Origin of the sequence: Pseudomonas sp. Marseille-Q5115 (assembly GCF_916618905.1) — a bacterium.
Lineage (GTDB): Bacteria > Pseudomonadota > Gammaproteobacteria > Pseudomonadales > Pseudomonadaceae > Aquipseudomonas > Aquipseudomonas japonica_A.
The window spans coordinates 4348495-4372835 of record NZ_CAKAKI010000001.1 but is presented as its reverse complement, the minus strand read 5'-3'; the positions used below and the strand labels follow the sequence as shown (position 1 = coordinate 4372835).

Annotated in this window: 24 protein-coding genes; 14 read left to right on the top strand and 10 right to left on the bottom strand. The window is 61.6% G+C overall.

Annotated features, from left to right (window positions below):
- Nucleotides 1–17 precede the first annotated feature (17 nt).
- A complete protein-coding gene (locus LG385_RS19940) occupies nucleotides 18–1016 on the bottom strand; it encodes a D-cysteine desulfhydrase (RefSeq protein WP_225775619.1) in 999 nt (332 codons plus the stop codon).
- 220 nt (nucleotides 1017–1236) lie between these two features.
- Here LG385_RS19940 and epsC point away from each other — a divergent pair, with 220 nt between their 5' ends.
- Complete coding sequence (gene epsC, locus LG385_RS19935) at nucleotides 1237–2184, top strand: serine O-acetyltransferase EpsC (protein WP_181113870.1); 948 nt, start codon at nucleotides 1237–1239, stop codon at nucleotides 2182–2184.
- 155 nt (nucleotides 2185–2339) lie between these two features.
- A complete protein-coding gene (gene betT / locus LG385_RS19930) occupies nucleotides 2340–4304 on the top strand; it encodes a choline transporter BetT (RefSeq protein ID WP_225775618.1) in 1965 nt (654 codons plus the stop codon).
- Nucleotides 4305–4319: 15 nt separating this feature from the next.
- On the opposite strand, the gene LG385_RS19925 is transcribed toward betT, so the two are convergent.
- From LG385_RS19925 to tauA, 6 genes are all read right to left on the bottom strand, one after another.
- Entirely contained in the window at nucleotides 4320–5060 is a 741-nt protein-coding gene (locus LG385_RS19925) for an SDR family oxidoreductase (protein ID WP_225775617.1), read from the bottom strand.
- A gap of 73 nt (nucleotides 5061–5133) precedes the next feature.
- A complete protein-coding gene (locus LG385_RS19920; RefSeq protein WP_225775616.1) occupies nucleotides 5134–6144 on the bottom strand; it encodes a hypothetical protein in 1011 nt (336 codons plus the stop codon).
- Nucleotides 6145–6198: 54 nt separating this feature from the next.
- Nucleotides 6199–7032, bottom strand: coding sequence for a taurine dioxygenase (gene tauD / locus LG385_RS19915; RefSeq protein WP_225775615.1), 834 nt, complete (start codon nucleotides 7030–7032; stop codon nucleotides 6199–6201).
- Nucleotides 7033–7068: 36 nt separating this feature from the next.
- Nucleotides 7069–7896: a taurine ABC transporter permease TauC gene (gene tauC, locus LG385_RS19910; RefSeq protein WP_225775614.1), complete on the bottom strand. Its 828-nt coding sequence runs from the start codon at nucleotides 7894–7896 to the stop codon at nucleotides 7069–7071.
- Nucleotides 7893–8681: a taurine ABC transporter ATP-binding subunit gene (tauB, locus tag LG385_RS19905; RefSeq protein WP_225775613.1), complete on the bottom strand. Its 789-nt coding sequence runs from the start codon at nucleotides 8679–8681 to the stop codon at nucleotides 7893–7895. The genes tauC and tauB overlap by 4 nt, the downstream gene beginning before the upstream one ends.
- Nucleotides 8682–8709: 28 nt before the next feature.
- Nucleotides 8710–9693: a taurine ABC transporter substrate-binding protein gene (tauA, locus tag LG385_RS19900; RefSeq protein ID WP_181119126.1), complete on the bottom strand. Its 984-nt coding sequence runs from the start codon at nucleotides 9691–9693 to the stop codon at nucleotides 8710–8712.
- A gap of 273 nt (nucleotides 9694–9966) precedes the next feature.
- On the opposite strand from tauA, the gene LG385_RS19895 reads away from it, so the two are divergent.
- The 3 genes from LG385_RS19895 to LG385_RS19885 all read left to right on the top strand — a co-directional run bounded on the left by LG385_RS19895 (nucleotide 9967) and on the right by LG385_RS19885 (nucleotide 11492).
- Entirely contained in the window at nucleotides 9967–10605 is a 639-nt protein-coding gene (locus tag LG385_RS19895; RefSeq protein ID WP_225775612.1) for a peroxiredoxin, read from the top strand.
- 211 nt (nucleotides 10606–10816) lie between these two features.
- Nucleotides 10817–11206: a type II toxin-antitoxin system RelE/ParE family toxin gene (locus LG385_RS19890; protein ID WP_225775611.1), complete on the top strand. Its 390-nt coding sequence runs from the start codon at nucleotides 10817–10819 to the stop codon at nucleotides 11204–11206.
- On the top strand, nucleotides 11190–11492 hold the full coding sequence (locus tag LG385_RS19885; RefSeq protein WP_225775610.1) for a helix-turn-helix domain-containing protein: 303 nt from the start codon (nucleotides 11190–11192) through the stop codon (nucleotides 11490–11492). The genes LG385_RS19890 and LG385_RS19885 overlap by 17 nt, the downstream gene beginning before the upstream one ends.
- Before the next feature lie 44 nt (nucleotides 11493–11536).
- Here the strand turns inward: LG385_RS19885 and LG385_RS19880 are convergent, their stop codons facing one another.
- A complete protein-coding gene (locus LG385_RS19880) occupies nucleotides 11537–13141 on the bottom strand; it encodes an inorganic phosphate transporter (RefSeq protein ID WP_225775609.1) in 1605 nt (534 codons plus the stop codon).
- Nucleotides 13142–13341: 200 nt separating this feature from the next.
- Between LG385_RS19880 and ssuE the strand changes: the two genes are divergently transcribed.
- From ssuE to LG385_RS19845, 7 genes are all read left to right on the top strand, one after another.
- Nucleotides 13342–13935 (top strand): NADPH-dependent FMN reductase, encoded by a 594-nt coding sequence (ssuE, locus tag LG385_RS19875; RefSeq protein ID WP_225775608.1) that lies wholly within the window; start codon nucleotides 13342–13344, stop codon nucleotides 13933–13935.
- Between the two features lie 73 nt (nucleotides 13936–14008).
- A complete protein-coding gene (locus tag LG385_RS19870; protein WP_225775607.1) occupies nucleotides 14009–14971 on the top strand; it encodes a sulfonate ABC transporter substrate-binding protein in 963 nt (320 codons plus the stop codon).
- 43 nt (nucleotides 14972–15014) lie between these two features.
- The gene (gene ssuD / locus LG385_RS19865) at nucleotides 15015–16163 is read left to right on the top strand and encodes an FMNH2-dependent alkanesulfonate monooxygenase (RefSeq protein WP_225775606.1); all 1149 of its coding nucleotides are present in this window, start codon (nucleotides 15015–15017) and stop codon (nucleotides 16161–16163) included.
- A gap of 9 nt (nucleotides 16164–16172) precedes the next feature.
- Nucleotides 16173–16964 carry an aliphatic sulfonate ABC transporter permease SsuC gene (gene ssuC, locus LG385_RS19860; RefSeq protein ID WP_181119123.1) on the top strand — a complete coding sequence of 264 codons (792 nt, stop codon included), beginning with the start codon at nucleotides 16173–16175 and terminating at the stop codon, nucleotides 16962–16964.
- On the top strand, nucleotides 16961–17767 hold the full coding sequence (gene ssuB / locus LG385_RS19855) for an aliphatic sulfonates ABC transporter ATP-binding protein (RefSeq protein WP_225775605.1): 807 nt from the start codon (nucleotides 16961–16963) through the stop codon (nucleotides 17765–17767). The genes ssuC and ssuB overlap by 4 nt, the downstream gene beginning before the upstream one ends.
- 20 nt (nucleotides 17768–17787) lie before the next feature.
- A complete protein-coding gene (locus LG385_RS19850) occupies nucleotides 17788–18003 on the top strand; it encodes a TOBE domain-containing protein (RefSeq protein WP_168085268.1) in 216 nt (71 codons plus the stop codon).
- A 96-nt stretch (nucleotides 18004–18099) separates the two neighbouring features.
- Nucleotides 18100–18684 carry a TerD family protein gene (locus tag LG385_RS19845; RefSeq protein ID WP_225775604.1) on the top strand — a complete coding sequence of 195 codons (585 nt, stop codon included), beginning with the start codon at nucleotides 18100–18102 and terminating at the stop codon, nucleotides 18682–18684.
- A 29-nt stretch (nucleotides 18685–18713) separates the two neighbouring features.
- Here the strand turns inward: LG385_RS19845 and LG385_RS19840 are convergent, their stop codons facing one another.
- Together LG385_RS19840 and LG385_RS19835 are read right to left on the bottom strand one after the other, a co-directional pair.
- The gene (locus LG385_RS19840; RefSeq protein ID WP_225775603.1) at nucleotides 18714–19352 is read right to left on the bottom strand and encodes a TetR/AcrR family transcriptional regulator; all 639 of its coding nucleotides are present in this window, start codon (nucleotides 19350–19352) and stop codon (nucleotides 18714–18716) included.
- Nucleotides 19353–19402: 50 nt separating this feature from the next.
- A complete protein-coding gene (locus LG385_RS19835) occupies nucleotides 19403–20779 on the bottom strand; it encodes a glutamine synthetase family protein (protein WP_181113825.1) in 1377 nt (458 codons plus the stop codon).
- A gap of 745 nt (nucleotides 20780–21524) precedes the next feature.
- Here LG385_RS19835 and LG385_RS19830 point away from each other — a divergent pair.
- Complete coding sequence (locus tag LG385_RS19830; RefSeq protein ID WP_181113823.1) at nucleotides 21525–22883, top strand: glutamine synthetase family protein; 1359 nt, start codon at nucleotides 21525–21527, stop codon at nucleotides 22881–22883.
- A 46-nt stretch (nucleotides 22884–22929) separates the two neighbouring features.
- Nucleotides 22930–24294 (top strand): aspartate aminotransferase family protein, encoded by a 1365-nt coding sequence (locus tag LG385_RS19825; RefSeq protein WP_181119121.1) that lies wholly within the window; start codon nucleotides 22930–22932, stop codon nucleotides 24292–24294.
- Nucleotides 24295–24341: the final 47 nt, after the last annotated feature.

Here is a 24341-nt window from a genome sequence, read left to right as displayed (position 1 = left end):
TTTTGTAAGAGAGGAGGTCAGGCTGACCAGGCATCGGTATAGGCGAAAAGCGCGGGTGCGCCGCCGGTATGCAGGAACAGGATCGGGCCGTCGTCGAAGCGCTGGCGGCCTATGCCATCAAGCAGGCCTGCCATGGCCTTGGCGGTGTATACGGGATCAAGCAATATGCCCTCCTGGCCTGCCAGCAGCTTGATCGCGGCCAGCCCCCCTGCGCTCGGCTCGCCGTAGCGAGGCGCGTAGTACTCGTCCCAGAGGTGAACCTTGAAGTCCGCTGGCACCGGCACACCCAGCAACTCGGCGGTGGCCTCGGCCAATTGGCGGACCTTGGGCCGCTGCTGATCTTCATCCCGTGAAACCGTCACACCAATCACCGGCAGGTGCGGGAGCTGTTCACTCAGGGCCAAGGCAAGGCCCGCATGGGTCCCTGCACTGCCACTGGCCAGCACCACGGCGGAAAATTCAACGCCGCTGGCGGTGATCTGCTCGGCAAGCTCAAGCCCGGCCCGTACGTAACCGAGCGTGCCCACTGGGCTGGAGCCGCCGATGGGTACGATATAAGGCTGCTTGCCAGCGGTACGCAGGCGCGCCGCCAATGCTTCGAGCGAAGCCTGAGCATTATCGAGGTTTTCCACAAGCTCGACCCGGGCGTCGAACAGGTCCAGCAGCAAGCGGTTGCCGTTATGCAGGTAATCGGCCTGGGTGGTGCCGGTGGGGTTTTCCAGCAGGGCGAAGCAGGCCAGCCCCAGGCGGGCAGCGAGGGCGGCGGTTTGCCGAACATGGTTGCTCTGGATCGCCCCGGCGGTTACCAGGGTATCGGCGCCCTGCGCGAGGGCGTCGGCCGCCAGATACTCCAGCTTGCGCAGCTTGTTGCCCCCCAACGCCAGTGGCGTGAGGTCGTCGCGCTTGATGTAGACGTCACGGCCCAGCCAGGTGGAAAGCCGGTTGAGCTTTTCCAGCGGCGTAGCGGCAGGCATCAGGTCCAGGCGGGCGAAACGGGAAAGCTGCTCGGTGATCATGAAGTATCCGATAAGTGGACGAACCGCGACTATAGGCATGGCACCACGCCCAGGCAATACGTTCTCGACCCCACTTTAGCGAGGTTGTTACATATTCCTGACCGCAGGGTAGCGCGCAAAAACGGTTATTTTTTGATACGTCGGATTTCCCGTACAGTAGGCGCCGGAGCGGCGCATACCCGAGCCGTATGCACCGCCCTTAACCGCAGGAGAAGCGACCGTGAGCGAAAATGGGCAAGGCTGGGGCCAGAACGGCGGCCACTGGCAACTGAAAAGCATTGTCGGTGAGCTGCGCGCCGCGCGCGAACAATGGCGCCGGCAGAACGGCCGCAGCTGCGGTTCCACCGGCGGGCGCGAGCTGCCTTCTCGGGAAGCCATGGCAACCATTCTCGAGCTGTTGTGCGGCGCGCTGTTCCCGATGCGCCTGGGGCCGGTGGACCTGCGCGAGGAAAGTGAAGACTTCTACGTGGGGCACACGCTGGATGCCGCACTCAATGGGCTGCTGACCCAGGCGCGCCTGGAGCTTCGCTATGCCGGGCGCCATGGCCCATGCAATACCGAGGCGCTGGACGCGACCGCTTTGCGCCTCACGCAGGGCTTTGCCGCCGCCTTGCCAGGCATTCGCCAACTGCTCGATACCGACGTACTGGCCGCCTACCAAGGCGACCCTGCGGCGCGCAGCGTGGATGAAGTGTTGCTGTGCTACCCCGGCGTGCTGGCAGTCATTCACCACCGCCTGGCCCACCACCTGTATCAGGCAGGGCTGCCACTGCTTGCCCGTATCGCTTCGGAGCTGGCGCATTCAACCACGGGCATTGATATCCACCCTGGCGCCCAGATCGGGCCAAGCTTCTTCATTGACCATGGCACGGGCGTGGTGATCGGCGAAACCGCGATCATCGGCGAGCGGGTGCGCATTTATCAGGCCGTGACGCTGGGCGCCAAGCGCTTCCCGGCTGCGGAAGATGGCACCCTGCAGAAGGGCTTGCCGCGCCACCCCATCGTGGAAGACGACGTGGTCATCTATGCCGGGGCCACCATCCTGGGGCGGATCACCATTGGCAAAGGCTCGACCATCGGGGGCAATGTGTGGCTCACCCGTAGCGTGCCGCCAGGCAGCAACCTCACGCAGGCCAGCCTGCAGCAGGATGAAGGCAGTACGCGCTGAATCGGCTTCAGCTGCGGTACCGACTGGCCGTGGCGGTTTGGCCTCAACGGATAATCATGTTTAAATTGAACGCTCGTTCAACTTAAACATGTTCGCATGCTGCGTTCATCCGGAGGCCCGACCTGTCCGTGAGCAGTCTTTCCGCACCTGTTCGTATGAACCCGCCAGTATTCGCTTTTGCCGCGGGTGCCATCCTTCTCTTCGCTGCCGTTGTGCTGGCCTTCCCTGCCCAGGCCGGGGCCTGGTTGCTCGCCGCGCAGAGCTGGGCCGCCAACACCGTTGGCTGGTATTACCTGCTGGCCATGACCCTTTATCTGGTGTTCGTGGTGGTCACTGCCTTGTCGGGGTACGGGCGGATCAAGCTGGGCGCCGACCACGACGAGCCGGAATTCAGCTATTTGTCCTGGGCCGGCATGCTGTTCGCCGCTGGTATCAGCATCACGCTGTTTTTCTTTTGCGTATCCGAGCCCCTTACCCACTTTTCCCAGCCACCTGTGGGCGAAGGGGGTACCGCAGCCGCCGGGCGTCAGGCAATGCAGATTCTGTTCCTGCACTGGGGCCTGCATGGCTGGGGCGTGTTTGCGTTCGTGGGCATGGCGCTGGGGTATTTCGCCTATCGACACAACCTGCCGCTTGCGCTGCGCTCTGCGTTGTATCCGTTGATTGGCAAGCGCATCAATGGCCCGATCGGCTATGCAGTGGATGGTTTCGGCATCATCGCGACGGTGTTCGGCCTGGGCGCGGACATGGGCTTTGGGGTACTGCACCTCAATGCCGGGCTGGATCAGCTGTTTGGGGTGCCCCATAGCCAATGGGTACAGCTGGGGTTGATTGCGCTGATGATGGGTGCGGCGATCCTGGTAGCCGTGTCGGGCGTGGACAAGGGTGTGCGCCTGATGTCCGACCTGAACATGCTGCTCGCCTGCGGCCTGTTGCTGTTCGTGCTCTTCGCCGGGCCTACCCAGCACTTGCTGAACACGCTGGTACAGAACATCGGCGACTACCTGTCGGTACTGCCTGCCAAGAGCTTTGACCTCTATGCCTACGGTGACGCCGGCGGCTGGCTGGGCGACTGGACGGTCTTCTACTGGGCGTGGTGGATCGCGTGGGCCCCGTTCGTAGGCCTGTTCATCGCGCGTATTTCCCGCGGACGAACCATCCGCGAGTTCGTATTCGGGGTGCTGTTCATCCCGCTGGGCTTCACCTTGGCGTGGATGTCCATCTTTGCCAACAGTGCGCTGGACCTTCAACTGCACGGCGTGCTGGACCTGGCAGGTTCAGCGGTCGCTGATCCCTCTCGCACCCTTTACCTGATGTTGCAGCAATACCCCTGGAGCCGCACGGTTATCGGGGTAACGGTATTCGTAAGCTTCGTGTTCTTCGTGACCTCGGCGGACTCAGGCACGGTAGTGCTGTCCACTCTGTCGGCCAAGGGCGGTAGCCCGGATGAAGACGGGCCCAAGTGGCTGCGGGTGTTCTGGGGCACTGCCACGGCGCTGGTGACGGGTGGCCTGCTGTTCGCTGGCAGCATCGATTCATTGAAGTCGGCGGTGGTACTGACGTCGCTGCCGTTTTCGTTGATCCTCTTGCTGATGATGTGGGGCCTGCACAAGGCGTTCTACATGGAGTCCCAGCGGCAGATCGCCCAACTGTACTCGCTGGCCCCCACCACATTGGCCGGGCGTGCCCGCGGCCGTGGCGGCTGGCGCCAGCGCCTGAGCCAGGCGGTGCACTTCCCGTCGCGGGACGAGGTATACCGTTTCATGGAAGGTTCGGTGCGCCCCGCCATGCAGGACGTGTGCGCCGAGTTTGTGGGCAAGGGGCTCAACGCTCGGGTCGAAGAAGACACGGGCCACGGGGCCGAAAGCCTGATCGTGACCCATGGCGAAGAGCGCCCGTTCGTGTACCAGGTGCGCATGCGCGGGTATTTCACGCCTTCGTTCGCCCGGGGCAGCATGGGCAACCGGGAGCTGAAGAACCGCCGCTACTACCGCGCCGAAGTGCATCTGGCCGAGGGTAGCCAGGATTACGACCTTGTGGGCTACCACAAGGACCAGATCATCACCGACATGCTCGACCAGTACGAGCGGCACATGCAGTTCCTGCACCTGGTGCGGTAAGTGAATGGGCGGCGGTTAAACGATGCCGCCGTTCGCCCGAAGCACTTGCCCGTTGATCCAGCAGCCTTCCGGCCCCACCAGGAAAGCGACCACACTGACGATGTCGTCGGGTTCGCCCAAGCGTTCCAAAGGCGGGCGCTTGGCCAGGGCCTGTACCTGCTCGTCGCTTTTGCCTTCGAAGAACAGCTCGGTCGCGACCGGACCTGGCGCCACGGCGTTTACCGTAATCTGGCGGCCGCGCAGTTCCTGGGCGAACACTTTGGTGAAGGATTCCACCGCTGCCTTGCTGGCGATATAGATCGAGTAGTTGGGCAGGTTCATGCCCACGGTGCTGCTGGAGAAATTCACGATACGGCCGCCGTCGTTCATGCGGCGCGCGGCCTCGCGCAGGGTATTGAACGTACCGCGGGTGTTGATGTTGAACGTGTTTTCGTAAAGCTCATCGGTGCTGTCAGCCAACGAAACCATTTTCAGCACGCCAGCGTTGTTCACCAGCACGTCCAGCTTGCCGAGTTGGTTCTCGGTTTCGTCGAACAGGCGTCGCACGTCTTCGCTCTTCGACACGTCTGCTTGAATGGCAACGGCCCGGCCGCCCTCGTCGGTGATCCGCTTTACCAGTGCCTCGGCCTCTGCTGCGCTGCGGGCATAGTTGATAGCGACGGCATAGCCCTCATCCACCAGGCGCAGTGCCAGCGCGGCGCCTATTCCGCGGGACGCCCCGGTGACGAGGGCAACTTTTTGACCAGGCTTGACCATCACACGCTCCTTCGAAAAATAAGAAATCCAGGCAACCAACCATAGCCCAGCGCGCCCCCGCGGTGGATGAAAATCAGTGGCTGCTGCCATTGGCCAGCAATTTGAGCGTTACCGGCGAGGCGTAGAGGCCTTCGGCGTTATGGCCCACCCCAGGCACCTCGGCCTGCGCGTGTGCAACAGAGGCATGCCATTGCTGGCCAAGCAGCCGTTCATAGGCAAGGAAATGCCGTTGGCGGTCCAGGCGCGAGCTGCCCTGCGCTTCGGCTGCGCAGGTTTTGTCCAGCAACCGGTGCCCCGGATCGTTGTCCGCCGCGCCTACCAGATACGAGATGTGCTGCTTCGCGTAGTGCTCGAACAGCGCATGCGCCGCTATGGGCTGGGCTGCCAGATAACCTGGCACGCCCTCAAGGCCATAGCGGTAATGGTTTACCTCAGGGCAATGAGCAACCGCGGCTTCATCGAAGCCAGCTCCCGAAGGGCGGCGGTCATCGAAGTAGAGGTAGCTCGACGGGCTGGAGATCACGTAGCGCACCTCAACCTCCCGGGAGGAAAGGCGCTGCTCGGCATTCCCGAATACGGCATAACGCTGCAGCAACTGGCCGCCCGCCGAATGGCCGATCAGCAGGATGCGCTTGAGCCGAGGATAGCGTTCACCATTGCCCAACCACGCCAGCAGGTCGTCCAGGGCCTGCACCGGGGTAATACCTGCCTGGCCCTGTACCGACGGGCTGCCTTGCATCCATCGCCGATCCCACAACGGAACGTCGGCCGCGTTCGGGTTATCCCGAGCGGTGAAGAACCCTGGCGCCAATAGCAGCGTTTGGACATCAGTCCAGTGCTCGGCGGCCAGTATCTGCTGGCCAATATGGAAGTAATCCTGCGGATTGCGCCGAACCCCATGCAGGATAATCACCGCCTGTTCCACCTCGGGTGCCTGCTCGGCCGCCGTCACCGATTGGTTGGCGAATGCGGCCAAGGCATATTCGGGGCTTACCGGCACCGCCTGGAGGGCGTCGTCAGCCTTCACAGGCGCGGTTAAAACGCAGGCAAGGCACAGCAGGGCGGCAAGGTAGCGAGGTGGCATTGGCAAACTCCATTGCTGGGCCATTGCCAAGTACGAAGCACCGGCAAGCCCGTTTCAGTACGGGGCGTCACCCAGGATAGTCGCCCGGTGCATCACCCGACGGGCCGGTCGGTAATCATCCACCGCATAGTGCTGGGTAACCCGGTTATCCCAGAAGGCTACATCACCGGCTTGCCATTGCCAGCGCACGGTGAATTCCGGCCGGGTGGCATGGGCGAACAACATCGGCAGCAGGGCGGCGCTTTCCTGTTCGGACAGCTCATTGATCCGGGTAGTAAAGCCGTCATTCACGAACAGCGCCCGGCGCCCGCTGATGGGATGCGTACGCATCACCGGGTGGCTTGCGGGCGGATGGCGCCGACGGGTGTCCTCCCAGCGCGCGAGATCCTCCGGCGTGCTGCCGAACCGCTCAAGCGGGAAGGATTTGGTGAAGTCATGGGTGGCGGTCAGCCCTTCGAGCAAGCGTTGCATGGGCGCCGACAGCCCTTCCCAGGCAGCGATGCCACTGGCCCAGAGGGTATCGCCACCGTAGGCCGGCACCTGTTTGGCCGCCAGCACCGCGCCCATGGCGGGCGTAGGGAGGAAGGTCACATCGGTGTGCCAGATGGCGTTATCGCGCACGTCTGTCACTGCGGTATCCAGAACCAGCACTTCGGGCTGCTCGGGCACGTTCGGGTAAATGGGATGAATGTGCAGCTCGCCGAACTCCATTGCCAGGCGCGCTTGCTGCCGGGGGGTAAGGGGCTGGTTGCGGAAGAACAGCACCTGATGGTCAAGCAGGGCGCGTTCGAGCGCCTGCTGCTGGGCGGGGCTGATGGGCGAGGCCAGATCGATGCCTTCGACCCGCGCGCCAATGGCCGGGTTAAGGGGGGTTACGGTAAATGTCATTTCAGTTCGCTCGGTTGACCAATACGAAAGTGCGGATCAGTGACTCTGGCCGTGCCATGGCACCAGCTTGCGCTGCAACGCGCGCAGCCCCAGCTCCAGCGCGAAAGCGACCACCGCGATAATCAGGATGCCCAGTACCACCACATCGGTGACCAGAAATTGCGCCGCCGATTGCACCATGAACCCCAGCCCACTGGTGGCGGCAATCAGCTCGGCGGCCACTAGCGTGGACCAGCCCACGCCCAGGCCGATGCGAACCCCGGTAAGGATGTCCGGCAGGGCGCTGGGCAGTATCACGTGGCGTACCAGTTGCCCCCGGGAGGCGCCCAGCGATTGCGCGGCGCGCAAGCGGGCCGGGTCGACCGTGCGTACGCCGGTGGCGGTGGCAATAGCGATCGGGGCAAAGATGGCGAGGTAAATCAGCAGTACCTTGGAAAATTCGCCGATGCCGCACCAGATCACGATCAAGGGCAAGTAGGCCAACGGCGGTATAGGGCGGTAGAACTCGATCAGCGGATCGAGGATGCCCCTGGCAATACGGTTGCGCCCAATAGCGAGGCCCACCGGGATTGCCGTGAGAATGGCCAGGCCCAGCGCAATGCCGATGCGTTGCAGGCTGGCGCCCAGGTGCTGCCAGAGAGTGGAATCCATGTAGCCCGTGGTTGCCAGCAACCAGCCTTTTTCCGCAACAGACGCGGGGCCGGGCAGGAACAACGGGTCAATCAGGCCAAAGTGGGTTGAGGCCCACCAGGCCAACAGCAGGCTCGCTCCGGTCAGCAGGCTGATGGTTCGCGTACCTACGTGCCAGCCCTTGGAGGGGGCGGGGGAGCTAGTGGCTTCCAGGGCCAGGTCGGCGCTGCTCATACGGCCTCCTCGGTCACGCTGCGCTGAGAGAACACACGGGAAAGCACATGTTCGCGGGTTTCAATGAAGCGGGGGTCGGATTTGATCGCCCGCGCCGGTTCTCCCTCGGCGTATCGACGGCCGAAATCCAGCGACAGCCGCTCCACGATTCGGCCCGGGTTAGGCGCAAGCAGGATCAGCTCGGTCGCCAGGAACACGGCTTCTTCGATGTCGTGGGTGATCAGGAAAACCGGCTTGGACGTGCGCCGCCATACGTTGAGCAGCAGTTCTTGCATCTGCTCGCGGGTGAAAGCGTCGAGCGCACCGAAGGGCTCGTCCATGAGTAATACGCGCGGGTCGGCGGCCAAGGCGCGGGCCAGGCCAACGCGTTGCTTCTGGCCCCCGGAAAGCTCCCATACCCGGCGCTCGCCGAAATGAGCAAGGCCGACCAACCCCAGCAGCTCTTGAGCACGGGCCTCACGCACCGGGCGGCTGGTACCGGCCAGCGCAAGGCCAAACGCAACGTTCTGTAGCACGTTTTGCCATGGCAGCAATACGTCATCCTGAAACACCACACCGCGGTCCGCGCCCGGCCCAAGCACAGGCTCGCCGTCCAGGCGGATGCTTCCCGCGCTAGGGGGTACGAAGCCAGCGATCAGGTTGAGCAACGAGGTTTTGCCGCTGCCGGAAGGGCCAAGCGCCACGGTCAGCTGGTCTGGCCCCAGGCGCAGGGAAATGTTCTGTAATACCGGCAGTGAAGCACCGGGGTACTGCGCGCTGACACGATCGAGCTCCAGCTGTGCCATGGGTTCGGCCCTCTATGAACGGTGCGGCTTATTTGATATAGGTAGCGCTGACGTAGGGGCTGTAGTCCGGCAGAACGGCTTCTACCTTGCCTTGCTCCTTGAGGAATTTCGCGGTTTCGCTGATCGCCTTGGCCGTGCCGCCTTCCAGCAGTTGGGCAGACGCTTGAGCACTGGCATCCGGGAACGCAGAGCCGGCGAGCAACTCAGGCACATCGCTGGCGTTGGAGCCGGTCAGCTTGGCAATCTTCTGCACGGGTGCCGAATCGGCCGTCCAGCTGTCCTTGTGCGCGGCATAGTCGGCGTAGGCATCCAGCGTGACATGGGCAAACTTGGCGATCACGTCCGGGTGCTTCTCGGCGTAATCCTTGCGCGCTACCCACACTTCAAAGGTGGGCGCGCCCCACTGGCCTACTTGCGCGGCATCGGTGAGCACCGTGCCGGTCTTGCGAATTTCACCCAACGCCGGCGACCACACGAACGCGCCGTCGATGTCACCGCGCTTCCACGCAGCGGCAATCTCGAGCGGCTGCAGGTTGACTACCTTCACTTTGGTGGTATCCAGGCCCCAATGCTTGAGTGCACCCAACAGGCTGTAGTGAGACGTCGAGACGAAGGGGGTGGCGATGGTTTTGCCCACCAGATCCTCAGGTTTGGAAATACCGCTACCGTTACGCACTACAAGCTGTTCGGACGAGTTGATTTGCGCGGACACGATAAACGCCACGATCGGCAGTTTGCGCGATGCGGCTGCAGCGAGTGGGCTGGAGCCCAGGTTGCCGATCTGTACGTCTCCGGAGGCCAGCGCTGTGACCACTTCCGGACCGCTGTTGAAACGGCGCCAGTCGATTTTTTCGCCGATAGCCTTTTCATAGGCGCCGTCAGCCTGAGGCACTTTGCTCGGATCGATACCGGTCTGGTACCCCACGGTCAGGTTCGCGGCCTGCGCAGACAGCGCAACAGCGGTGAGGGCAATAGCGGTGAACAGTGCGCGAGGAGCGAAGGGGCGTGCCATGGGGAGTGCCTTAGGTGAGAGGGCGAATGGCACCTAGATTATCGTTATAAAAAATTACGAATAAATACTATTTGGGCATTAGCTTATGGCGGTTCGTTAAGCGTTTTACACGCGGATACGCGCCCGTTTGGACTACACCTAGAAGAGTGCGAGGCGTCGGTAAGCGAAGATCTGCAAAAGCACTCACGGTTATAACCACAGCATTATTCATTCTTTTTTAATTCCCGCCTGGCCATGCACCATGGCCTGAATACATCCCAAGGAGCTGACAATATGGGCCTCAAGCTTGGCGACATCGCCCCTGACTTCGAACAGGAATCCAGCATTGGCCGCATTCATTTCCATGAATGGTTAGGCAACAGTTGGGGCGTGCTCTTTTCCCATCCCGCAGACTTCACTCCGGTGTGCACGACCGAACTGGGCTTTACCGCCAAGCTCAAGGATGAGTTCGACAAGCGTGGCGTGAAGGCCATAGCCCTGTCCGTGGACCCGGTGGACTCCCACATCAAGTGGATCGATGACATCAACGAAACCCAGAACACCACGGTCAACTTCCCGATCCTGGCCGACGCCGACCGCAAGGTCTCGGACCTCTATGACCTGATCCACCCCAATGCCAATGACACCCTCACGGTGCGCTCGCTGTTCGTGATCGACCCGAACAAGAAAGTGCGCCTGACGATTACCTACCCGGCGAGCACCGGCCGTAACTTTAATGAAATCCTTCGGGTGATAGATTCGTTACAACTCACCGACAGCCACAAGGTGGCGACCCCCGCCAACTGGCAGGACGGGGATGAGGTAGTGATCGTGCCGTCGCTCAAGGACGAAGCCGAAATCGCCCAGCGCTTTCCCAAAGGCTACCGCGCCGTGAAACCCTACCTGCGCCTCACGCCGCAACCCAACCGCTGAACCGAATGCCTAAGCAGGGCTTTGGGGGGCCATCGACTTGGCCCCCCTTTTTTATGCAAGCTGCCGCACCCCCCATATGCGACGCTATAGCTACCACCCGTTTCTGCAATATCTATTAGCAATGTTGCCCCCATCAACGCCCTGCATTTAGCGACGGTGACGCACCCGACTGGTAAGGTGTGCCCGAAACGGGTAGTGTGGGAATGCGTTTGTGAAGCGTCTTATTTTGAAGCGTCGCGATTTCGCGCGGTGGCAGGCGGGCCAACGACTGCCAGACTCGGCGTTGTGCGGCGCAGTCCGGGAAATCGAGGCTGGGCTTGTGGACGCGGATCTTGGTGGGCACCTGTTCAAAAAGCGGATAGCCAGTCCAGGTAGCGGTAAGCGTGGCGGGTATAGAACGCTTCTTTCAATGAGGCTAGGTGACCGGATCATTTTCCTTCATGGCTTTGCCAAGAACGTTAAAGAGAACATCACTCGTGATGAGGCCGGCGCGCTGCGATACACCGGCAGGGTTTTGCTCGATTTACCGCCGTCATCGCTGGACACCGCTTTGACTGCGGGCATTCTCATAGAGGTATCGTGCAATGAGCGAGATCATTGAATCCCTTCGCGGTGACCTGGCCGCGCTAGAGAAAGCAGGTGCTATCGATAAAGTCACAATGCGGGACTTCGATACGAGCTATCCGGCGCCTGTGCGTGCTTTCACGCCAGCTGATATCAAACATCTGCGTGAATCGCTTCTGTTCAGCCAGCCTGTGTTTGCTCACCATCTACACACCACTGCGTCCACAGTGCGTAAATGGGAGCAAGGGGAAACCCGCCCAAGCGGGCCTGCGCTGAAGCTGCTCAATATTATTGCTAGCAAGGGGCTGCAAGTGCTGCTCTAAACGCTTAATGCAGAGGTAGAACCCAGGGCCCTGTTTGCCCTTCCTTAAACAAACTGCCTGAACAACCAGTACAGCCCAGCCGACAGCGCAATGGCCGCCGGCAGGGTAAGCACCCACGCCATGAGCAGGTTGCGCACGGTGCGCATCTGCAGGCCCGAGCCATTGGCGGCCATGGTGCCTGCTACTCCGGAAGACAGCACATGGGTGGTGGAGACGGGCAACCCGTACATGTCCGCCGCGGCAATAGTGAGCATGGCCACCGTCTCTGCGCTGGCGCCCTGGGCGTAGGTGAGGTGGGTCTTGCCGATGCGCTCGCCTACCGTCACCACAATGCGTTTCCAGCCCACCAGCGTGCCCATGCCGAGCGCCAGCGCCACGGCGACCTTGACCCACGGCGGTATGAAGCGCGTGGCCTCGCCGATGTAATCCTGGAAGGCCTTGAGCTTGTCACGGGTGTCGGCGTCAAAGGTGCCGATCTTTTCTTTCTCCATCACCCGGATCGCTTCGGATGCCAGGTACATGTCGTTGCGCACGTTGGAGCTGGCGCGGGCGGGTACGCGGTCCAGCGAGCCGTACGACCTCACCTGATCGCCGATACTGCCCACCACTGCCGCCAGCGCCGGTACCAGCCCTGCGCTTGGCTTGTGGTCGATCAGGAAGGCTTCCAAGTGCTGGCGAGGGTCTTGGGTCAACGGTTGTGGCTCGGCCCGGACTAGTGCTTGTTGGGTCACCTGGGCCAGCGCCGCGAACCGCTGCGTTTGTTGCTCGGGAATCGCCCGGTTCAAGGCGTAGGCCATGGGCAGGGTGCCGATCAGGATCAACATGATCAGCCCCATGCCCTTTTGCCCATCGTTCGAGCCATGGGCGAAGGACACGCCGGTGCAGGTAAGAATGAGCAGGCTGCGAATCCAGAACGGCGGCGGCGCGCTGCCTTCGGGGGCCTGGTACAGCGCGCGGTTCTTCACGAAGTGGCGCAAGCCGAGCATCAGCAACCCCGCACATGCGAAGCCGATCAGCGGGGACAGCAGCAAGGCATAACCGACCTTGGCTGCCTGGCCCCAATCCACGCCTGACACGCCGTCCCGGCCATTCATCAACGCATTGGCCACGCCCACCCCGATGATGGAGCCGATCAGCGTGTGCGACGAGGAAGCGGGCAAACCGAGCGCCCAAGTGCCCAGGTTCCAGAGGATTGCAGCCAGTAACAGGGCGAAGATCATCGCAAAGCCGGCCGACGACCCTACCTGAAGGATCAGGTCCACCGGCAGCAGTGCAATGATGCCGAAGGCCACCGCGCCGCTGGAGGCGAGCACGCCCAGAAAGTTGAAGCAGCCCGACCACATCACAGCCACATGAGCCGGCAGCGAGTGGGTGTAGATCACCGTTGCCACAGCATTTGCCGTGTCATGGAAACCGTTCACGAACTCGAACCCCAACGCAATGATGAGAGCCACGCCCAGCAGTATGTAGGGCGTCCATGTAGTACTCGATGCATTGCTCGTGTCGAGATCCTGGCTAAGGCTCCAGAACATGTAGCCCAGCCCGGCGATTAATACCGCGTAGAGAATGGCCTTGCTCAAGGGAGAGGCGCGGCGATCGAGAACCGGCCCGGTTCTGACAGCTCCCGCGTTCAGGGGAGAGGTGGTCATGGGCAGCTCCGAGTGAGGGGGACCTGACCCATGATCCGCCTTAAATATGACAGAAAGTTTCCAAGTGTTTCCGTACAGTTGAAAGCCGATGGCCGGCAATGCCATTTAGGCATAAGCAAATGAATAAATATGATTTATGGATATAAACCATCCGCTGTACTCTCGCTTTACGTTTACACAGCGACCCTAAGGAAGCCCGGATGCTAGTTGTCTCAATCGGAGGAAGCCCCAGCGTACGCTCTCGCTCCAACGTGATACTCGAACGCGCCCGGCACCTGCTACAGCAACGCGGTGTGGAAGTAGTGAGCTACCAGGTACGTGAATTTCCTGCCGAAGATTTGTTGCACGCCCGCTTCGATAGCCCTCAGGTGGTGGACTTTCAACAGAAAGTCGAACAGGCGGACGGCCTGATCGTTGCTACCCCTGTGTATAAAGCGTCGTTCAGCGGCGCGCTGAAAACCTTGCTGGACCTGCTGCCCGAACGCGCGCTCAGCCACAAGGTGGTTTTGCCGATCGCCACAGGTGGCAGCATCGCCCACATGCTCGCGGTCGATTACGCACTCAAGCCCGTGCTTGCGGCCCTCAAGGCCCAGGAAATGCTGCAAGGGATATTCGCCGAAGACAGCCAGATCACCTATGCACAGGGATCGACCCCGGCGGGCCTTGCGCAGGCACTGGAGCAACGGCTTGAAGCCGCACTTGAAGATTTCCATCAAGCCCTGGTGCGGCGGCCTCGCCCGCTGGCACCCGGGCAACTCAGCCGCAGCCTGCTCGAGGCGCGCTGGAGCATCTGAACACCTTACGTACTTACTGACCCGACCACGGGAAGCAGGTACCGGTACCCCGACATTTCTCAAGGAGAGCGCCATGCGCCCGTTTACCTTGCGTCGAGGCCTGGTCGCCCTGTTTGCCGCGACCCTTGCCTTTGGCGCCCTCAGCCAGGCCCAGGCCGACACCCTGCGCATCGGCTATCAGAAGTACGGCACCTTGGTGCTGCTCAAAGCCAAGGGCACCCTTGAACAGCGCCTGGCCGACCAAGGCATTACTGTTCAATGGACCGAGTTCCCTGGCGGCCCGCAACTGCTGGAAGGGCTGAATGTTGGCTCGATCGATTTCGGCGTCACCGGTGAACCCCCGCCTGTATTCGCCCAGGCGGCAGGTGCCGATCTGCTGTACGTCGCCCATGAGCCTCCAGCGCCAACCAGCGAAGCGATTCTGGTACCCAAGGACTCACCGGTTACCAGCGTGAAAGACCTTAAGGGCAAGAAGGTAGTGCTGAACAAGGGCTCCAACGTTCATTACCTTCTGGTGCGGGCCCTGGAAGACGCCGGCCTGAAATACAGCGACATCCAGACCATATTCCTGCCGCCAGCCGATGCCCGCGCGGCATTCGAGCGTGGCAGCGTGGATGCCTGGGTGATCTGGGACCCCTACCAGGCCGCCGCAGAACAGCAGCTTAACGCCCGTACGCTGCGTGACGGCACCGGCCTGGTGGACAACAACCAGTTTTACCTGGCTACCCGGCCGTATGCACAAGCGCACCCGGATGTAGTCACGGCCCTTGTCGATGAAGTGCGCAAGACCGGTGAATGGTCTCGCGCCAACCCGGACGAGGTGACGCAGCAGGTAGCGCCGTTGCTGGGCCTGCCCACGCCGATCGTATTGACCTCGGTGAAACGCCAGGGCTTCGGCGCAGCGTACATCTCGCCTGAAGTGGTAAATGCCCAGCAGAAGATCGCCGACGCCTTTTACCAGCTGAAGTTGATTCCCAAGCCGTTGAGCATCAAGGACGTCATCTGGACGCCGCCGGCAGGCATCGCAAGCAAATAACCTTGCGCCGGCCGCGCTGGCGCTCACTCTGGAGACAACTCCCATGAGCCTGAACATTTTCTGGTTTCTACCTACGCATGGCGACGGCCACTACCTGGGCACGTCGGATGGCGCCCGCGCGGTGGACCATGGCTATTTGCAGCAGATTGCCCAGGCAGCGGACCGCCTGGGCTTTGGCGGGGTGCTTATCCCTACCGGCCGTTCCTGCGAAGACTCCTGGCTGGTCGCGGCATCGCTGATCCCGGTGACTCAACGCTTGAAGTTCCTGGTGGCGTTGCGCCCGGGGATTATCTCGCCAACCGTAGCGGCGCGTCAGGCGGCCACGCTGGACCGCCTGTCCAACGGCCGTGCCCTGTTTAACCTGGTCACCGGGGGCGACCCGGATGAGCTCGCCGGCGATGGCCTGTTCCTCACCCATGAAGAGCGTTACGAAGCGTCGGTGGAATTCACCCGCATCTGGCGCCGCGTGCTGGAAGGGGAGACGGTGGATTACGACGGCAAGCACCTGAAGGTCAAAGGCGCGAAGCTGCTGTACCCGCCTATCCAGCAACCGCGACCGCCGCTGTACTTCGGTGGCTCGTCGGACGCCGCGCAGGACCTCGCCGCCGAGCAGGTCGAGCTGTACCTCACTTGGGGCGAGCCGCCTGCCGCAGTGGCCGAGAAGATTGCCCAGGTGCGCGAGAAAGCCGCTGCCCAGGGCCGCACCGTACGCTTCGGTATCCGCCTGCATGTAATCGTTCGGGAAACCAACGAAGACGCCTGGCGCGCGGCTGACCGGCTGATCGCTCAGCTGGACGACGAGACGATTGCAAAGGCGCAATCCGCGTTCGCGCGCTTCGACTCGGTTGGCCAGCAACGCATGGCAGCCTTGCACGGCGGGCGCCGCGATCAACTCGAAGTCAGCCCCAACCTCTGGGCGGGCGTAGGGCTGGTTCGTGGTGGTGCGGGTACCGCCTTGGTGGGCGACGGGCCAACCGTTGCAGCGCGTGTGAAGGAATACGCCGACTTGGGCATCGATACCTTCATTTTCTCCGGCTACCCCCACCTGGAAGAGTCGTACCGCGTGGCGGAGCTGCTATTCCCGCACCTGGACGTGGAACGGCCCCAGGCTGCAGGCGGCAAGGGCTACATCAGCCCGTTCGGGGAAATGGTCGCCAATGACATCCTTCCCAAAGCTGCGGCGCAGAGCTGAGGGGGCGAGATGAGCATTTCGCGTAGAACCGCCGACCGGCTGGCACCATGGGCCTTGCCCGTGCTGCTGCTCGCCGTCTGGCAACTGGCAGTGAGCGCGGGCTGGCTTTCCACCCGCATTCTTCCCGCGCCCAGCGCCGTACTGGAGGCGGGTGTACAACTGGTGCGCTCTGGCGAAATCTGGACCCACCTGGCAATCAGTAGCTGGCGTGCAGCGGTGGGCTTTGCCATCGGCGGCAGCATCGGCCTGGCGCTGGGCTTTATAACGGGGCTGTCGCGCTGGGGCGAACGGTTGCTCGACAGCTCGGTACAGATGATTCGTAACGTTCCGCACCTGGCGCTGATTCCGCTGGTGATCCTATGGTTCGGTATCGACGAGTCGGCCAAGATTTTCCTGGTGGCCCTGGGCACGCTGTTCCCCATCTACCTCAACACCTACCACGGCATTCGCAACGTAGACCCGGCTTTGCTGGAGATGTCGCGTAGCTACGGGCTGTCGGGGTTCGGGCTGTTCTGGCAGGTGATCCTTCCCGGCGCGCTGCCCTCGATCCTGGTAGGTGTTCGCTTCGCGCTCGGCTTCATGTGGCTGACACTCATCGTCGCCGAGACGATCTCTGCCAGCTCCGGTATCGGTTACCTGGCAATGAATGCCCGCGAGTTTCTGCAAACCGACGTGGTGGTGCTGGCCATCGTGCTGTACGCCGTGCTGGGCAAGCTGGCGGACCTCGCCGCGCGTGGCCTGGAGCGGGTGTGGTTGCGTTGGCACCCTGCCTATCAAACCGCGAAGGAGGGCCGCGCATGAGCGTCTTGAACGAAACGCCGCATTTCCTCCGGGGCATCAGCCTGGATGTAAACAGCCTGACCAAGACCTTTGGCGAACGGCAGGTGTTGCAGGGCATTGATTTGCATATTCCCGCAGGCCAGTTCGTCGCCGTGGTGGGCCGCAGCGGATGCGGCAAAAGCACCTTGCTGCGCCTGCTGGCCGGGTTGGACAAGCCGAGCAACGGCCGGCTTGGCAGTGGCGAAGACTCGCTGGCAACCGTACGCGAGAACACCCGGTTGATGTTCCAGGAACCGCGGCTGTTGCCGTGGAAAACCGTGATCGAAAACGTAGGCCTGGGCCTCAAGGGTGACTGGAAGCCCAAGGCGCTCGAGGCGCTGGAGGCCGTGGGGCTCGCCGAGCGGGCCAAGGAATGGCCGGCCGCGCTCTCCGGTGGGCAAAAGCAACGCGTGGCCCTGGCCCGGGCGTTGATCCACGAGCCCCGCCTCTTGTTGCTGGACGAACCGCTCGGCGCACTCGATGCGCTGACCCGTATCGAAATGCAGCAGCTGCTCGAGCGGCTCTGGGCCCGGCACCGCTTTACCGTGCTGCTGGTGACTCACGACGTGGCGGAAGCTGTCGCGGTAGCGGACCGAGTGATTCTCATTGAAGAAGGCCGTATCGGCCTGGACGTGGCCGTTGACCTGCCACGTCCGCGACAGCGCGGCTCCCATGCACTGGCAGAGATAGAAACACGCATTCTGGACCGGGTGCTCTCGTTGCCCGGGCAGGATATCCAGGAACCCCCATCCCCCCTGCCCACGCAACTGCGTTGGGCTTATTGACGCCATCCGAGGAAATCACTATGACCATCAAAGCCATCAACGTTCGCAACCAGTTCAAAGGCACTGTGAAGGAAATCATCGAAGGTCCCGTACTGTCGGAAATCGATGTGCAAACCGCCTCCGGGATCGTGACCTCGGTCATTACCACGCGCTCGGTGAAGGAACTCGAACTGGGCGTAGGCAGCGAGGTCATTGCCTTCGTGAAGTCCACCGAAGTCTCCATCGCCAAACTTTAAACCCTGACATTTCCTACGAAGGTTAAGGAATCGGCTGGCTTACACCCTCTGGGGCGCGCTCTACAGTAGCGCTTTTCCCCAGCGGGCAGCCCTCCCATGACCCTTTCGCTCAGCAAGCAACAAAGCGTGTCTCTCGACAAGGCCAGTGGTGGCCCCCTTGCCCGAGTCACCCTCGGGTTGGGCTGGGACCCTATCCGAACCGGCTTCCTTGGCAAATTCATGCGCGCCGGGGAAATCGATCTGGACGCGTCCTGCATCGTTTTCGATAACGCGCTCAATCGGCTCGACCTTGTCTGGTTCCGTCAACTGGCGTCGAAAGACGGTGCCATCGTCCATTCGGGCGATAACCGCACCGGCCAGGGCGATGGCGATGACGAAACCCTGGAAATCGACCTCCTGCGGCTCCTCCCCGAAGCAGCGAAGCTGGTATTCACGGTCAACAGCTTTACCGGGCAAACATTCGAAAGTGTGCAGAACGCCTATTGCCGCATCCTGGACGCAAGCACGGGAATGGAACTGGCCCGTTTCGATCTTTCTCAAAAAGGCCGGCATACCGGTATCGTGATGGCGTGTCTCAGCCGTGAGGCTGGTGGTTGGGCATTCAAGGCATTGGGCGCGACCACTGACGGGCGCACGGCCGAGGATCTGGCAAGCGCTGCGGCCAAGGCGCTCCGTAGCTGACGGCCCCCCATTTGGCGCGGGAAGTCGGTTTATACGGCAGGCGCGCGCTTCGCCATGTAAGGCGGCAGATAAAGGCCCAGGTAGGCGTCGAACACTCGCATGCCTTCCTCGGCCAGGCGGGGTGTAATCTCCCCGTGTAACTGCACCGACCGCGCATACACCCGATCCCCCAGCTCCATGGCCAGTGTGAACACGTCCACGTCGTCGGGCAGCTGCGGTAACACGAAGTGGCGGGCGAATACGTCCCGCATCAGCGCTCCCAGCTCGATGTCATGGCGCCGGTCTGCTTGGGTCACTTCGCTCAGGCCATGCTGCGCCAGAATCAACTGCCGTGCCGCTGCGTCCTCGTTGTACAGGCTGAGCATGCGCTGCTCGACCAGCCGCGATAGGTCGTGCCAGTTGTACAAGGCTGATGAGTCGATGGGGGCTTCGAGGCATGCGCGAAACGCCGCGTGAATGTCGGCGGTAAGCCCCTCGAGCAAAGAGGGAACGCTTGGGAAGAAGTGATATACCGAAGAGGGTGGAATCTGCGCCAGCTCTGCTACGGCATACACCGACAGCCCGGCTACCCCGTCTTGAACCAGCAACGTACGGGCAGCCGCCAGGATCGAGTCGATCCTCGCTTGGCTGCCTGGGCGGGGTTTGCGGCTGGTGACAGTACGAGGCATGAAACGGGCTCCCTGAAGGCAGCCCGCATTCTAGCCTGAACCTTGCTGCCCTACACCGTGTGCAAGTACCAGTTGTACTCGAGGTCCGAGATGGAGTGCTCGAATTCCGCCAGTTCGCTTTCCTTGCAGGCCACGAAGATGTCGATGTACTTCGGATCGATGTACTTCGCCATGATTTCGCTGTCGTCCAGCGCCCGCAATGCGTCCCGCAGGTTGTTCGGCAAGCTGGGCTCGGTCTGCTCGTAGGCGTTGCCTTCCAGCGGCGCACCCGGGTCGCACTTGCTGGTCAAGCCATGGTGGATACCCGCCAATACGGCCGCCATCAGCAGATACGGGTTGGCGTCCGCACCCGCGACGCGGTGCTCGATGCGTACGGAATCCGGTGCGCCGGTTGGTACACGCAGCGCCACGGTACGGTTGTCCAGGCCCCAGGTAGGCGAGTTCGGCACATAGAACTGCGCGCCAAAGCGGCGGTAGGAGTTCACGTTCGGGCAGAGGAAGGCCATGGAGGCCGGCAGGGTCTCGAGCACACCGCCGATTGCGTTACGCAATGCGGCGTTCTGCTCGGGATCCTCGCTGGTGAAGATATTCTTGCCGTCCCTGTCCAGGATCGAGATATGCACGTGCAGGCCATTGCCTGCCTGCCCTGGGTAGGGCTTGGCCATGAAGGTGGTGTCCATTTCATGGTCGTAGGCAATGTTCTTGATCAGCCGCTTGAGCAGTACCGCGTAGTCGCAGGCCTTAAGCGGGTCGGCAACGTGGTGAAGGTTCACCTCGAACTGTGCCGGCGCGCTTTCCTTCACGATGGCGTCGGCAGGAATGTGCTGCTCCTTGGCGCCTTCGAGAATGTCCTGCAGGCAATCGACGTATTCGTCCAGATCATCGATCAGGTAAACCTGGGTCGATTGAGGGCGTTTACCGGAGATAGGCGAGCGGGGCGGCTGAGGCCGGCCATTCACGTTTTCCTGGTCGATCAGATAAAACTCGAGTTCGAACGCGGCGCAGATGGTCAGCCCCAGGTCGTCGAACTTCTGTACTACCTGGCGCAATACCTCGCGCGGGTCCGCGAAGAAGGGTTCGCCTTCAAGCTCATGCATGGTCATCAGCAGCTGCGCGGTTGGGCGCTTCTGCCATGGCTCGTTGCTGAGGGTATTGGGAATGGGGTAGCAGATCCGATCCGCATCGCCGATATCCAGGCCCAGGCCGGTGCTTTCCACTGTGGAGCCGTTGATATCCAGTGCAAACAACGATGCCGGGAGGTTGATGCCTTTTTCGTACACTTTGTGCAGGCTGGTGCGCTCGATGCGCTTGCCACGCACTACACCATTCATATCTGCAATCAGAAGGTCGACGTACAGAACCTCAGGATGATCCTTAAGGAATGCGTTCGCTTCATTAAGCTGAACGGCACGCGGGGGTACCGACATGATGCAACACCTTTGTTGTTAAAAATTTCAATCATTGGCTTACAAGCGTCTCAGTCAATCCGAAAGCCAACACGAAGTCAAGCTGACCCATTTTTGCACTAAATGAGTGCGATTTGGGCGTTTTCGCACTGTCAGGGGGCGTTTTCCGCTGAGTTTTCCGTCATGTTCTGAATCTCCTTTTTCGCCGTGCTGAATTTTTTACGGAGTGTTGTATAAAAAATTGAACGGCGCTAAGCTCGGTTGCATCCCATAACAGCAACAATAACGGGGAATATCATGGCACGCCTGCTATGTACTGGCGCGAATGCCTGGCTCGCACGGGCGTTTCACGCCTTGCGTCAACTGGCATCGACTGGCCAGAACTGCACCGAACATGCTGCAAAGGCCTTGCCGTCCCGGCCGGCTGAAGCTCGGATGTCGAGCACTCGCGGCTGGGCGGACAACGCAGGGCACGTAACACCCTATCATTACAAAGCCTCTGGCTCGACTGGAGCGCTCCACGAACTTTCACAGGTTCGTATTACCATACTGCCAGAAGTCGCTTCGACGTACCTGCCCGGCTTGCCGCCTGGCCGTTCTCGAGGGCGCGCGTGCGCTGTTGCCCGGTGTTGGGCCACAGGCGAGTCGCCTGGCCCGAGGCAACACCGCGTGGCACGTTCAAGCAGCATGCTCCACCATACTCTGACGCGTACACGTCAAAAACCCCCGGCTCCGCCGAGCCTGGGCCTTGCCTCCTGAGGTATTTATGAGTACCAACCTCGACCAGCTCACCGATTGGTTGAAAAAGCACAAGATCACCGAAGTTGAATGCCTGATCAGCGACCTGACCGGCATCACCCGCGGCAAGATCTCGCCTACGAACAAGTTTATCGCTGAAAAGGGTATGCGCCTGCCTGAAAGCGTATTGCTGCAGACCGTAACGGGCGACTACGTAGAAGACGACATCTATTACGAGCTGCTAGACCCTGCAGACATCGACATGCTCTGCCGGCCGGATGAGAACGCCGTTTTCCTTGTGCCTTGGGCGATCGAGCCTACCGCGCAGGTGATTCACGATACCTACGACAAGCAAGGCAATCCGATCGAGCTGTCGCCCCGTAACGTGCTCAAGAAGGTGCTCAAGCTCTATGCCGACCGCGGCTGGCAGCCGATCGTGGCGCCGGAAATGGAGTTCTACCTGACCAAGCGTTGCGACGACCCGGACTTCCCGCTGCAGCCACCGATTGGCCGCTCTGGCCGTCCGGAGACAGGCCGGCAGTCGTTTTCCATCGAAGCCGCGAATGAGTTCGACCCGCTGTTCGAAGACGTGTACGACTGGTGCGAATTGCAGAACCTGGACCTCGACACGCTGATTCACGAGGACGGCACGGCGCAGATGGAAATCAACTTCCGTCATGGCAGCGCCCTGGCTCTGGCCGACCAGATCGTGGTGTTCAAGCGCACCATGCGCGAGGCGGCGCTCAAGCACAACGTGGCTGCCACCTTCATGGCCAAGCCGATGACCGGTGAGCCCGGCAGCGCCATGCACTTGCACCAGAGCGTGGTGAGCGTGGACACCGGCCGCAGCATCTTCTCCAACGAAGACGGCTCCATGAGCCAGCTGTTCCTGCACCACGTGGGCGGCTTGCAGAAGTACATCCCGGAGCTGCTGCCGTTGTTCGCCCCGAACGTGAACTCGTTCCGCCGCTTCCTGCCGGATACCTCTGCGCCGGTAAACGTGGAGTGGGGCGAGGAAAACCGCACCGTAGGGTTGCGCGTGCCCGATGCCACCCCGCAAAACCGCCGCGTGGAAAACCGTTTGCCGGGCGCGGATGCCAACCCATACCTGGCGATCGCGGCCAGCTTGCTGTGCGGGTACATCGGCATGGTCGAGGGCATTCCTCCCAGCGCCCCGGTCCACGGTCGCGGTTACGAGCGGCGCAACCTGCGCCTGCCGCTGACCATCGAGGACGCGCTGGAGCGCATGGAAACCTGCAAGACCATCGAGAAATACCTGGGTCGCAAGTTTGTGACCGGGTATGTGGCGGTGAAGCGGGCGGAACACGAAAACTTCAAGCGCGTGATCAGTTCGTGGGAACGGGAGTTCCTGCTGTTCGCGGTCTGATCGTTACCGGCCTGGCCTTGAGGGCCTGCCGGCTCAGGAGATGAAAATGAGCAATAACAATCCACAAACCCTGCAGTGGCAATCCCTCAGTGGCGACCATCACCTGGCGCCTTTCAGCGACTACAAGCAGCTGAAGGAAAAAGGCCCGCGCATCATTACCAAGGCGCAGGGCGTGCACCTGTGGGACAGCGAAGGGCACAAGATCCTCGACGGCATGGCCGGCCTGTGGTGCGTGGCGGTGGGTTATGGCCGCGAAGAGCTGGTGGAGGCCGCAGCCGCCCAGATGCGCGAGCTGCCTTATTACAACCTGTTCTTCCAGACCGCTCACCCGCCTGCGCTGGAGCTGGCGCGCGCGATTGTGGACGTGGCGCCCGAAGGCATGAGCCATGTGTTCTTCACAGGCTCCGGTTCGGAAGGGAACGACACCGTATTGCGGCTGGTTCGTCATTACTGGGCACTGCAGGGCAAGCCAGGCAAGAAAACCATCATCAGCCGTATCAACGGCTACCATGGCTCTACCGTGGCTGGCGCCAGCCTGGGTGGCATGTCCGGGATGCACGAGCAGGGCGACCTGCCAATCCCTGGCATTGTGCACATCGCGCAACCGTACTGGTTCGGTGAAGGCGGGGACATGAGCCCCGAAGAGTTCGGGGTGTGGGCCGCGAACCAGCTCGAAGAAAAGATTCTCGAGCTGGGCGAAGACCAGGTAGGCGCCTTTATCGCCGAGCCTATCCAGGGGGCGGGCGGTGTGATCATTCCGCCAGAAACCTACTGGCCGCGCATCAAGGAAATCCTAGCCAAATACGACATTCTGTTCGTGGCCGATGAGGTGATCTGTGGTTTCGGTCGCACGGGTGAGTGGTTCGGTAGCGACTACTACGACCTCAAGCCAGACCTGATGACCATCGCCAAAGGCCTTACCTCCGGGTACGTACCCATGGGTGGCGTGATCGTCCGGGACCGGGTGGCGCGGGTGATCAGCGAGGGCGGCGATTTCAACCACGGCTTTACCTATTCCGGGCACCCCGTTGCCGCTGCGGTTGGCCTGGCCAACCTGCGCCTGCTGCGTGAAGAAAAAATCATCGAAACGGTGAAGAGCGAAACGGCACCATATTTGCAGAAACGCCTGCGGGAGCTCGAAGACCACCCACTGGTGGGCGAGGTCCGAGGGTTAGGCATGCTGGGCGCGATCGAGCTGGTGAAAGACAAGGCAACCCGGGCGCGGCATGAAGGGCGTGGGGCCGGGATGATCTGCCGGCAGTTCTGCTTCGATAACGGCCTGATCATGCGAGCGGTGGGTGACACCATGATCATCGCTCCGCCTTTGGTGATCAGCCGCGATGAAATCGATGAACTGGTGACCAAGGCGCGCTTGTGCCTGGACCTGACCCTTAATGCGCTGAATGGCTAAATGCTAGTCTGTGCAGCGGCGCGCTTGTATCGAGCGCGCTCACAGGC

Excerpts from the sequence above, each read along its gene's own strand:
- LG385_RS19825 (WP_181119121.1), top strand. The coding sequence starts at position 22,930 with ATGAGCAATAACAATCCACAAACCCTGCAGTGGCAATCCCTCAGTGGC.
- LG385_RS19895 (WP_225775612.1), top strand. The coding sequence starts at position 9,967 with ATGGGCCTCAAGCTTGGCGACATCGCCCCTGACTTCGAACAGGAATCC.
- tauA (WP_181119126.1), bottom strand. The coding sequence starts at position 9,693 with ATGGCACGCCCCTTCGCTCCTCGCGCACTGTTCACCGCTATTGCCCTC.
- LG385_RS19880 (WP_225775609.1), bottom strand. The coding sequence starts at position 13,141 with ATGACCACCTCTCCCCTGAACGCGGGAGCTGTCAGAACCGGGCCGGTT.
- LG385_RS19885 (WP_225775610.1), top strand. The coding sequence starts at position 11,190 with ATGAGCGAGATCATTGAATCCCTTCGCGGTGACCTGGCCGCGCTAGAG.
- betT (WP_225775618.1), top strand. The coding sequence starts at position 2,340 with ATGAACCCGCCAGTATTCGCTTTTGCCGCGGGTGCCATCCTTCTCTTC.
- LG385_RS19920 (WP_225775616.1), bottom strand. The coding sequence starts at position 6,144 with ATGCCACCTCGCTACCTTGCCGCCCTGCTGTGCCTTGCCTGCGTTTTA.
- LG385_RS19940 (WP_225775619.1), bottom strand. The coding sequence starts at position 1,016 with ATGATCACCGAGCAGCTTTCCCGTTTCGCCCGCCTGGACCTGATGCCT.
- ssuD (WP_225775606.1), top strand. The coding sequence starts at position 15,015 with ATGAGCCTGAACATTTTCTGGTTTCTACCTACGCATGGCGACGGCCAC.
- LG385_RS19925 (WP_225775617.1), bottom strand. The coding sequence starts at position 5,060 with ATGGTCAAGCCTGGTCAAAAAGTTGCCCTCGTCACCGGGGCGTCCCGC.
- tauC (WP_225775614.1), bottom strand. The coding sequence starts at position 7,896 with ATGAGCAGCGCCGACCTGGCCCTGGAAGCCACTAGCTCCCCCGCCCCC.
- LG385_RS19835 (WP_181113825.1), bottom strand. The coding sequence starts at position 20,779 with ATGTCGGTACCCCCGCGTGCCGTTCAGCTTAATGAAGCGAACGCATTC.
- LG385_RS19870 (WP_225775607.1), top strand. The coding sequence starts at position 14,009 with ATGCGCCCGTTTACCTTGCGTCGAGGCCTGGTCGCCCTGTTTGCCGCG.
- ssuE (WP_225775608.1), top strand. The coding sequence starts at position 13,342 with ATGCTAGTTGTCTCAATCGGAGGAAGCCCCAGCGTACGCTCTCGCTCC.
- LG385_RS19850 (WP_168085268.1), top strand. The coding sequence starts at position 17,788 with ATGACCATCAAAGCCATCAACGTTCGCAACCAGTTCAAAGGCACTGTG.
- LG385_RS19845 (WP_225775604.1), top strand. The coding sequence starts at position 18,100 with ATGACCCTTTCGCTCAGCAAGCAACAAAGCGTGTCTCTCGACAAGGCC.
- tauB (WP_225775613.1), bottom strand. The coding sequence starts at position 8,681 with ATGGCACAGCTGGAGCTCGATCGTGTCAGCGCGCAGTACCCCGGTGCT.
- tauD (WP_225775615.1), bottom strand. The coding sequence starts at position 7,032 with ATGACATTTACCGTAACCCCCCTTAACCCGGCCATTGGCGCGCGGGTC.
- LG385_RS19830 (WP_181113823.1), top strand. The coding sequence starts at position 21,525 with ATGAGTACCAACCTCGACCAGCTCACCGATTGGTTGAAAAAGCACAAG.
- LG385_RS19840 (WP_225775603.1), bottom strand. The coding sequence starts at position 19,352 with ATGCCTCGTACTGTCACCAGCCGCAAACCCCGCCCAGGCAGCCAAGCG.
- ssuC (WP_181119123.1), top strand. The coding sequence starts at position 16,173 with ATGAGCATTTCGCGTAGAACCGCCGACCGGCTGGCACCATGGGCCTTG.
- ssuB (WP_225775605.1), top strand. The coding sequence starts at position 16,961 with ATGAGCGTCTTGAACGAAACGCCGCATTTCCTCCGGGGCATCAGCCTG.